At 44.4% G+C, this 9134-nt stretch carries 9 protein-coding genes; 4 read left to right on the plus strand and 5 right to left on the minus strand.

Annotation, left to right across the window (positions count from 1 at the left end):
* Positions 1-10 precede the first annotated feature (10 nt).
* From AC3WVG_RS03645 to AC3WVG_RS03655, 3 genes are read left to right on the plus strand one after another with little or no spacing between them, the layout of a single operon-like run.
* Positions 11-427: an ExbD/TolR family protein gene (locus AC3WVG_RS03645; protein WP_488796821.1), complete on the plus strand. Its 417-nt coding sequence runs from the start codon at positions 11-13 to the stop codon at positions 425-427.
* 4 nt (positions 428-431) lie between these two features.
* Positions 432-1106, plus strand: coding sequence for an energy transducer TonB (locus AC3WVG_RS03650; protein WP_488796822.1), 675 nt, complete (start codon positions 432-434; stop codon positions 1104-1106).
* A gap of 8 nt (positions 1107-1114) precedes the next feature.
* The gene (locus tag AC3WVG_RS03655) at positions 1115-2281 is read left to right on the plus strand and encodes a tetratricopeptide repeat protein (RefSeq protein WP_488796823.1); all 1167 of its coding nucleotides are present in this window, start codon (positions 1115-1117) and stop codon (positions 2279-2281) included.
* A 24-nt stretch (positions 2282-2305) separates the two neighbouring features.
* Here the strand turns inward: AC3WVG_RS03655 and AC3WVG_RS03660 are convergent, their stop codons facing one another.
* The 5 genes from AC3WVG_RS03660 to AC3WVG_RS03680 form a co-directional block, all read right to left on the minus strand.
* Complete coding sequence (locus AC3WVG_RS03660) at positions 2306-2692, minus strand: PaaI family thioesterase (protein ID WP_488796824.1); 387 nt, start codon at positions 2690-2692, stop codon at positions 2306-2308.
* 186 nt (positions 2693-2878) lie between these two features.
* Positions 2879-3556, minus strand: a complete 678-nt coding sequence (locus tag AC3WVG_RS03665) for a hypothetical protein (RefSeq protein WP_488796825.1) — start codon at positions 3554-3556, stop codon at positions 2879-2881.
* A gap of 111 nt (positions 3557-3667) precedes the next feature.
* A complete protein-coding gene (locus tag AC3WVG_RS03670; RefSeq protein WP_488796826.1) occupies positions 3668-5668 on the minus strand; it encodes a peptidase U32 family protein in 2001 nt (666 codons plus the stop codon).
* A gap of 120 nt (positions 5669-5788) precedes the next feature.
* The gene (locus AC3WVG_RS03675; RefSeq protein WP_488796827.1) at positions 5789-6784 is read right to left on the minus strand and encodes an ABC transporter ATP-binding protein; all 996 of its coding nucleotides are present in this window, start codon (positions 6782-6784) and stop codon (positions 5789-5791) included.
* Between the two features lie 449 nt (positions 6785-7233).
* Entirely contained in the window at positions 7234-8184 is a 951-nt protein-coding gene (locus AC3WVG_RS03680) for an ABC transporter ATP-binding protein (RefSeq protein ID WP_488796828.1), read from the minus strand.
* 81 nt (positions 8185-8265) lie between these two features.
* On the opposite strand from AC3WVG_RS03680, the gene trmFO reads away from it, so the two are divergent.
* Positions 8266-9134 (plus strand): methylenetetrahydrofolate--tRNA-(uracil(54)-C(5))-methyltransferase (FADH(2)-oxidizing) TrmFO (gene trmFO / locus AC3WVG_RS03685; RefSeq protein WP_488796829.1); only part of this gene is annotated, 869 nt, incomplete at its 3' end.

A 9134-nucleotide genomic window follows, 5' to 3' on the forward strand; every position in this document is an offset into this window, starting at 1 on the left:
GGGGATATATATGAGTTGCTTTCGTTACAAAAACAGCAGACGCTCCAGGACTGTTGAGATCAATATGGCCCCGCTTATCGACATGGTCTTTATTCTACTCATTTTTTTCCTGGTCACTACAAGTTTTGTCAAAGAGGCCGGGGTGGATGTGCAAAGACCCACAGCCAGGTCAGCCATAACAAAGGAAAAAGTTAATATGGTTATAGGCGTGACCAAGGATGGACTGATTTTCATCTCAGGAAAAACAGTGGATATTCGGTCGGTGCGGGGACACGTGGAAAGGTTTCTGGCAGAAAATCCAGAGGCTTCGGTAGTTGTGGTTGCGGATAAGGCCAGCCAGACCGGTACGGTGATTCGGGTTTTGGATGCGTGCCGTTTGGCCGGAGCCAAAAATATCAGTATTGCTGCCCAAAAGCCCAATAGATAAACCTATGTCTCGTAAAGCATGGTTCTTGAGTTTTGCTATAGCTTTTGTCTTCAATTTAGTTGTTTTTTTATCCATCCCATATTTGTCTTCCAGGGATTTAGTAACAATAAACAGAGAATTTACCGAGCCGATTATTTTGAGCACGTATAGACCGGGGCAGCCAAAGTCCCATCTCCAAAAACGTGATGTACCTAAACCAAACCTACCTAAAAAGGTGCCGGAGACTGCTTTCTCTCAAAGAAAAGAAGTGGGACAGATCAAACCAGATTTAGGCTGTCTTTTGCCAGAAAAGCAATTTTCGCTTCAAGCCAAACTAAAGACAGATATTGAGATTTTTTCGTCTGGGGTATCCAACCCGTTACCAGGGTTGCCCTCTGGCCTCGGCGAATTTGAGCTCGGAGAGGTAGATCAAGCCCCGAAACTCATCAATAAGGTAAAACCCATCTATCCCTTTATTGCCCGGCGCAGAAATATCAGCGGAAAAGTGGTGGTCAGGTTTCTAGTCGATGAACACGGTTATGTGAGAAAAATAACCATTGAGGAAGCCAGGCCCAAAGGGGTGTTTGAGCAGAGTGTCCTCATGGCCGTTAAAAAATGGCGCTTTGCGCCTGGCAGATATCAGGGGATGCCTGTACCTACCTGGATACGATTGCCTATTCAATTTAATCTTGCTCAGTGAGGTCAAAGATGCGCTTGTTGCCTGTACCTCTGTTTTTTCTGTCCGGTTTTTTGCTTTTTAGTCTGTCAGCCTGGGCAGGGCGGCCTCGTCCAGAAATCCCCTGGGCAGTGCAGAAGACCCTGTACGTATCACAAAAGGCCATAGAGCAAAAAGACTATGCTCAGGCCAGGAAATTTCTTTTGGATTATGTTCAAAAGTATCCGAAAAAGCCCCATGCAATGATTTACTATCTCCTGGGCAACGTATGGTATTTGAGCCATGACTTTCAAAACGCCTATAATACCTATAAAACAGGTATTGCCCTTGACCCCGATTGTTTTGCTCTGTGTCAAAATTTTGCTCAGGCAGCTTATGAATTGGGAAAATACAGGGAAGCCGGGAAATTTTTTGAACAGGCTTTTAGCCTGGCAGACAAACCTGACGGGGAATTACTCTATAACGCGGCTTTATCCTGGTATCAGGCCAAAGACTACTATAAGGCGCTTCGTCCCCTGGAGCGTCTGTTTACCAGGACTGCTGATAAGGTCCAAAAAGATTGGGTAGAGTTGTATGTATATGTGCTACTTGAACTTAAAAAATTCAAGAAAGCCGAGGACGTTATATTAAAGCATCTTGCCCATAACCCCACAACAAGTGAGTCCTGGAAACTCCTGGCCTATACTGCATTTCAGAAGCAAGATTATCCACAGGCTGTTAGCGCCCTTGAGGTGGCTTACAAGCTTAAATCTCCAACCTCAAAAGAATGGCTGGAACTGGCCAATATCTATTCATATTTAAATCTTCCATTAAAAGCTGCCAAGGCTTTAGAAAAGGCGTATGGAAGCTCTCCCGAGCCCAAGAAGTGCGACGAACTGGCTAAAGAATTTGCCCTGGCCAGACGTTTGGATAAAGCTATTTATTACCTGGACCTTGCCCTACAAAAAGAACCCACAGGCCGACGCTATCTGGAAAAAGGCAAGGTTTATTATAGTTACGGTAAATGGGCCGAGGCGGCCAGAGAGTTTCAGAATGCTTTAAGTATAGAACCAAAAAATGGACTTGCTCATTTCATGTTGGGAGTATGCGCCATGGAGATGGAAAATTTTTCCATGGCGAAGAAGGCTTTTTTAGAGGCATCCAAAGATAGTCGCTACAAAGTCCAGGCCAGGAGTTTTCTTGCGGCATTAAAGGATTAAGAAAAGTGTAGGAAAATACATTTGTCACTTGTTCAAAACATGCTTGTTAGGGATAACACAAATAAATTCTCCGGAGAAGACCTGGTCTGCGTCCTTTTCTACATGTACAAAAACAGTTATTTTTTTCCCTTCGGTTTTCTCTACTTTGGCCTTGGCCAGTAATACATCACCTGTTTGCACGGGCTTCAAAAACTTTACTTTTGCCCCGGCCAGAACAACATTGGGATGATTGACTGCAAGCATTGCGGCGTAATCAGCCAGTCCAAAAATAGTTCCGCCATGGGTAAGACCATATTCATCGGCAGCCATTTCTTTGGTCACAGTTAACTCAACCTTGGCTGAACCGTCTGCAAGCTCTATGGGGCGACCCCATAATATTGGGTTGATTTTTAAATGAGTCTTTTGTTCCACGTTCTTATACCTCCAGCATTTCCCCGTGCTGTACCTGATGCAGGAATTTACACTTTTTTTAGTTACGTCTTCCCTATGCCTTTAATTTTTTGGGGCCTAAATAATTCCGTTAGCCCTTTGCCTTTATCTCCTGACAAATTGCGTCACAGTTATCCATTTATCGTTAAATGATTTTTTGCTGTTACGTCAATAACGTAGATGTTTTAGCCCCTTACGGAAATCTTGACCGGCAGCCCATTTTTTTACTGGCCTTGCCAGATCATAGGCCAGGGCATTTAAGATGACGTAGAGGGGTGACTCCGGCATCCATGTTTTTCGTTTAAAGAGGACAAAATCTACATCTGGCCTGTTATCTATCCGGCCTGAGTGTTCCATGGTCCAGACCAACTTATTGGAGTAGATGGAGTAAATGTTGACCTGGATGGCCAGGCTGGAGCTACCTTGCGAACCTCCATCAAGGAAATGTTTCAACTGGCCCAGAACATAAAGATCGGCACCCTTTTTCATGGCATAAGCCCTTGCCTTTTCTTTGCCGGGATACCCGAATTTGTTCTCATAGACCATGGCCGGAAATACTCCCTGTCCAACCCACGCCTGCCAGAAAAGGTAGCCAATGGTATCTCCGATAACCTTTGGTTTTTCCACTTGCTCACGCACATAAAAGGGGAAGAAAACTGCTTTTAATGCGGTTTTAGCAGGAAAGGGAGGCATGGTATAGATGGGTGCGGCAGATCTTTCCACAACCGGACTTTGATAGAAGGTCAAGGTATCCAGTGAAGGCTCAAAATCTTGTTCTATTTTTGACTCAATGGTTGAGCAGGCTGCCAGACAGAGGATAACAATGGATAATAAAAATTTATACATGGCTGTTCAGTTAAATTTGAAATTTTAAGTTTGGTCACGATATTTCAAGCATAAATCATGCCAGAAGAAAGTTCGTTGCACGTTGGGCGAAATACAACTAATACTCACATCTTACAGTAATTTATGTTTCCAATTCCAGAGTCCGGCTCGTTTTTTGAGTTTGATTTTAGGTGGGATAGGTTCGTGGATATAAATAAACAGAGAGTATCCAGCCTGAGATAATATGTTTTTGTATTCAGAAAGGTTTAGCTCCCAGTTGGGGAAGAGATAGTAGTTTTTATCATAGGTGATGGCCCAGGCCGTTTCTTGTTTAGGACTTGTAAATGGCTCTCTGGTTTTGAGATCATCTGAAAATGTGCGCGAAATACACAGGGGCCAAAGTCCTTTGAGAACTATGCCCAGTGGCAGAGGACTATGCTCCGGAAGAGCCAAAAAACTGTCTCTCTCAAGTTCGGGGCTGACGATCGCGCCGGCAAAGCCCACTTGTTTTAGGGTGAGTATAGTCAGGCTATTACTGGTATTACAAAAAGGTCCTGCCCATAAGTTGAGTTTCTTGTTCTTCGGGAACAAGCCCATTTGCCAGATGGCATTTAAAATAAAATTTCTGGCTCTTTTTTTTACCAGATGCTCAATGAGTTTCTGCCAGGCCTTTTCTTCACCGGGCCAGATAACCGGAGGCAGGACAAACCACTTGTTTGTTATGGCCTTGAATTGCACGCCTTTTTTAAAATCCAGGCTTAGCCAGTAGCCAAGAGGGGCTTTACTTGCGGTCCTAACTGGTTGGCGAAAGATATTCAGGTCCAGAGAAGCCGTCGCATGCCTGCTCTTCGACTTTTTTGGGTGAGGGATACGAGGCTTAAAGTTAGAAGAAAGTACTTTGCTTCCCCGTTTCTCCGTCTCCAAGCTTCCAAGTTTCTCCTTCAGGGCTTTGATTTTAGACGTTAGTTCCGGCTCCTGGCGGTCTATAAGAAAGATCGGGGTGTTTTTTGTTACTTTTTTTGAAAGGTGAAATTTTCCTCTTTTGGGTATTCTTTTTCTAATTTTGACCAAGTGATGCCCTTTTTCATCTTCAAAACCAACTCGCAGAAGATCGCCGGGAATAAGTTCTTCTCTGGGCGTAAAAAAAGGTTTTTCTGCCGGGCCCTGGACCTTGCCAATAAATTTTCCTGATCCACTCTGGTTTTTCGGGGCTATTGGGTTATATGGGCGCTGGGGTAGAAAATAATAATGGGTTCTGTTTCTGCCCAAGGCTTGATCAAGGAGTTCCAGGGCCATTTTTTTCATCTGTGCATCTTTGTGGTCGCGCAAAATCTGATAGGCACACACAGTATAATAGACATAATGGGGACCTTTCTTGCGACCCTCGATTTTCCAGGACTTGATACGCGGTATGGACAATAGTGGTTTGGTCAGGACATCCAGGCTTAAATCCAGGCAGGAAAAGAATCTTTGTCTTATCCCCTTGTAGGTGTATAATCGACGGCAAGGCTGTACGCACCTGCCCCTTAGCCCGCTTTTCCCTCCTAAAAAGCTACTCCAATAACACCGGCCGGAAACAGCGTAACAGAGCGCGCCATGAACAAAAATTTCCAGGTCTATGGGCGAGTCAGAAGCCAAAGCTTTAATTTCATCAATGTTTAGTTCTCTGGGCAACACAACCCTTGAGATTCCCAGGTTTTTGGCCAAAGCCAACCCGGATTTTAAGCTTAGATGTCCCAGGGTCGATAAATGTATTTCTCCTCTATAATCTACCTGCCGGGCCAGGTTAACAAGGCTCAAGTCAGAGATAATCAAGGCATCGGGATGAACGTATTGTTTCAAGCGATCCAAAAGGCGGCCAGCGCTGTCCAGGTCATCTTCCTTGACCAGCGTGTTTAAGGCCACATAGACTTTGATTCCTCTGGTGTGGGCCAGCTCTGTTAGCCCTGCGAGATGACTGATGGAGAAATTTTCAGCCTCCATGCGTGCGGAAAAGTGCTTTAGACCGCAATAGATGGCATCGGCCCCCGCAGCTATGGCTGCCAGGAAGGAGTCTTCACTCCCTGCCGGAGCCAGGATTTCTGGGCGGCTCTGAGTTGTGGGTTCTGGGTTATGAGTGCGGTCAAAAGTCATGGAAACTCCTGTCAATTCCGAGTGTTGAAATTCAGCTTCAAAAATTCTGAAATTCCTTTAACTTAAGAAAATCATGGCCGTTTTTTGATTTCCTTCACTATATCACTGTCTCACTTACATTCAAGGCTTCTCGTACAAAAAACAGCGCACCCTATGATTTGGTGAAATCGTGGCCCAGGATGGTTTTTTGTGTGTACAAATGTCCATTTTTTGTGGGCAACGAGGATGAAAGCTGCATCCTGATGGTGGGTTTATAGGGCTTGGAAGTTCAAAGTATGTGTTAGTGTTTGTGTCAGTGCTGGTATTGGGAATGGTGGCGGTTTGTATTTCAGGGTCAGGAATGGGGATAGCCTTGATCAGGGCCTGCGTATAAGGATGTTTGGGGGACGAGTAGAGTTCTTTTTTGCTGGCTATCTCCACCAGTCCTCCGAGATACATAACCGCTATGCGTTGGCAAAGATACTTGACCACAGCCAGATCGTGGGAAATGAACAAATATGTCAAATTGAACTCTGTTTGCAATCTTTTTAAAAGCTTAAGTATCTGGGCCTGCACAGATACATCAAGGGCAGAGACCGGTTCATCACAGACAATCAGTCTGGGGTTAAGGCTGATGGCCCTGGCTATGGCTATTCTCTGTCTTTGTCCTCCGCTGAATTCATGGGGATAGCGGTTAAGATGTTCAGGTGAAAGTCCCACTTGAGTGGCCAGTTCTAGAACCTTGTCCCGGATATCTTTTGGGGTACCTATTTTGTTGATTTTTAAAGGCTCGGCAATGATATCTTTTACTTTTTGCCGTGGATTTAGTGATGAAAAGGGGTCCTGAAAAATCATCTGTATATCTCGGGGAGAAAATTTTCGGGGCCAGGAAAGTTCCTGGCCATACCAGAAGATTTGACCCTGTGTAGGCCGCTCCAACCCGCAGATGATCTTGCCCAAGGTAGATTTGCCGCACCCGGATTCACCAACAAGACCAATAGTTTCTCCAGGATAGATATCCAGGTTAATATCCTTGACGGCTTTTAACTCGAGCCTTTTTTTGTTTAAAAGGCCTTTTTTTACCGTGTATATCTTACTGATGTTTTTAAGGGATAATAATGGAGTTGTTGAGTTCATTGAGTTTTTGGTTAAATAGTTAAATAGGTTAATTGGTTTTAGAGCCTGTGGCCGAACCTTTATATCAACTCAATTTCCATGGTTTATTCTAGTCTTGGTTTCTTTCATGCTGCTACAAAGACTTGGACCCATCTAAAGTTTGCTTGCGGACAGAGCATAATGGGATACTTTGGGTAAACAAATATTCTTTTTATTATCGATAGTTATGGTCAATATCGCAAAATATTTAGCCCACTCATCTCGATGCTCTGTTTTTCCGCAAGGTTCATTAAGATTGGGTTACCCAAGCCGTTTGTAATGCATTTCAGAAACCAGGACTTTCAATCAGCGCTTGAAATAGGGTTTGGCCACAGGCTCTTTAATGGTTAAATTGGTTGAAATTCCAATTCACCTTTTAACCTAATTAACCTCTTCGACTCTTAATTTTTAGCATTTTACCCTGTCTCGCATTAATAAAGCCAGCATTTAACTTTTCTTGTCTGAGAGTGGGAGAGTAAAGGCGGTTCTTTTTGCTGACAAATGGTTTTTTTAAATTTACACCGGGGATGAAAAGCGCATCCTGGAGGAAGATTAAGCAAATTAGGCACTGAGCCGCGAATAGGAATCAGTTCCTTGTCCTTATCAATCCTGGGAAGAGAATCAAGCAACCCTTGCGTATAGGGATGCAAAGGATCCTTAAAGAGTTCTTTTACCGGACTTTGCTCAACGATTTTTCCTGCATACATTACGTTCACGCGCTGGCATGTGCTGGCTACAAGACCCAGGTCGTGCGTAATTAAAACGGTAGCCGTATTATTGGTCTTTTGCATTTTTTGCAAGAGATTCAGTATCTGGGCCTGGATGGTTACATCCAAAGCAGTTGTTGGTTCGTCGGCCAAAATTATTTTCGGGGAGCAGGAGAGCGCCATGGCAATGACGATTCTCTGGCGCATCCCTCCACTTAGTTGATGGGGAAAATCAAAAAATCTCCTTTCCGGGTCAGGAATGCCCACCTCCTGCATCAATTTTAGAGCCTTTTCTTTGGCTTGGTTCCTGGATAATCCCTGGTGGTATATCAAGGGTTCGCAGAGCTGTTCGCCTATGCGTAAAACCGGGTTTAGTGCGGTCATGGGCTCCTGGAAAATCATGGAGATTTTATTTCCCCGTATTTTTTGCATTTGTTTTTCGCTTAAAAGAAGCAGGTCCTGGCCATTAAATTCAATCTTGCCGTGGACAATTTTGCCAGGAGGCGTTGGCACAAGCCTTAAAATTGACAAGGCAAGCATGCTCTTGCCACAGCCGGATTCTCCTACTAAAGCCAGGGTCTCACCTGGATTCAGGGTGAGAGAGACATCATCTACTGCTTTTGCTATGCCCTGAGATAAGAAAAAATAGGTTCTTAGATTCTTTATTTGCAGCATTTTTTTGTTCGACGTTATTTTTTTATCCTCTTAATTCAACATTAAACATTCAACATTCAACATTATATATGGGAGTAACACATGCATAAAAATATAGCCATTATCGGCGGTGGGTTGGCCGGATGTGAACTTGCCTGGCAACTTGCCAGATTTGATATCCCCTGTACCATTTTTGAGATGAAGCCGCAAAAATTTTCTCCGGCCCACAAAAGCCCCCTTCTGGCCGAGCTGGTTTGTTCAAATTCTCTGCGATCAGAGGAGCTAACCACGGGCATTGGGCTTTTAAAACATGAGATGGAGCAGTTAAATAGTATTACGCTTCAGGCTGCAAGAGCATGCAGGGTTCCGGCCGGCAAGGCATTGGCCGTGGATAGGAAAAAGTTTTCTGCCTTTATTACCAATGCGATTCAGACCAGAGAAAGTATTCAGGTTAAGATTAAGGAAATTCAAAGCCTGGATGATCCGGAGCTTAAAGACTACGACTACATAATTATTGCTGCCGGGCCTTTAATCAGTGATCCTTTGGCTGAGGAGTTAAGTAAAATAACAGGGGTGGATGGCAAAAATCTTTATTTTTATGACGCCATAGCACCTATTGTGAGCGCGGATTCCATCAACATGGAAAAGGTTTTTTGGGGTGCGCGGTATGCGCCGGACGATAAAGATTATTTGAATTGTCCTTTAACCAAGGAGGAATACTTCCGGTTTTATAAAGAGCTTGTGTCCGCAAAAACTGTTGCGGCCAAGGATTTTGAGCGGGAAATTCATTTTGAGGGCTGTTTGCCTGTCGAGGCCATGGCAGCGCGAGGGGAAATGACTCTGGCTTATGGTCCGCTAAAACCAGTGGGGCTTATTGACCCGCGTACCGGAAAACAGCCTTTTGCCGTGGTCCAGCTAAGGGCTGAAAACCTGGACAAGACTGCCTTTAACCTGGTTGGCTTTCAGACAAA

The organism is Desulfovulcanus sp. (assembly GCF_982781345.1).

What these genes read in the sequence shown, in the direction of transcription:
- AC3WVG_RS03680 (WP_488796828.1), bottom strand. Translation starts at nt 8,184, where the DNA reads ATGCTGCAAATAAAGAATCTAAGAACCTATTTTTTCTTATCTCAGGGC.
- AC3WVG_RS03665 (WP_488796825.1), bottom strand. Translation starts at nt 3,556, where the DNA reads ATGTATAAATTTTTATTATCCATTGTTATCCTCTGTCTGGCAGCCTGC.
- AC3WVG_RS03650 (WP_488796822.1), top strand. Translation starts at nt 432, where the DNA reads ATGTCTCGTAAAGCATGGTTCTTGAGTTTTGCTATAGCTTTTGTCTTC.
- AC3WVG_RS03645 (WP_488796821.1), top strand. Translation starts at nt 11, where the DNA reads ATGAGTTGCTTTCGTTACAAAAACAGCAGACGCTCCAGGACTGTTGAG.
- AC3WVG_RS03655 (WP_488796823.1), top strand. Translation starts at nt 1,115, where the DNA reads ATGCGCTTGTTGCCTGTACCTCTGTTTTTTCTGTCCGGTTTTTTGCTT.
- AC3WVG_RS03675 (WP_488796827.1), bottom strand. Translation starts at nt 6,784, where the DNA reads ATGAACTCAACAACTCCATTATTATCCCTTAAAAACATCAGTAAGATA.
- AC3WVG_RS03670 (WP_488796826.1), bottom strand. Translation starts at nt 5,668, where the DNA reads ATGACTTTTGACCGCACTCATAACCCAGAACCCACAACTCAGAGCCGC.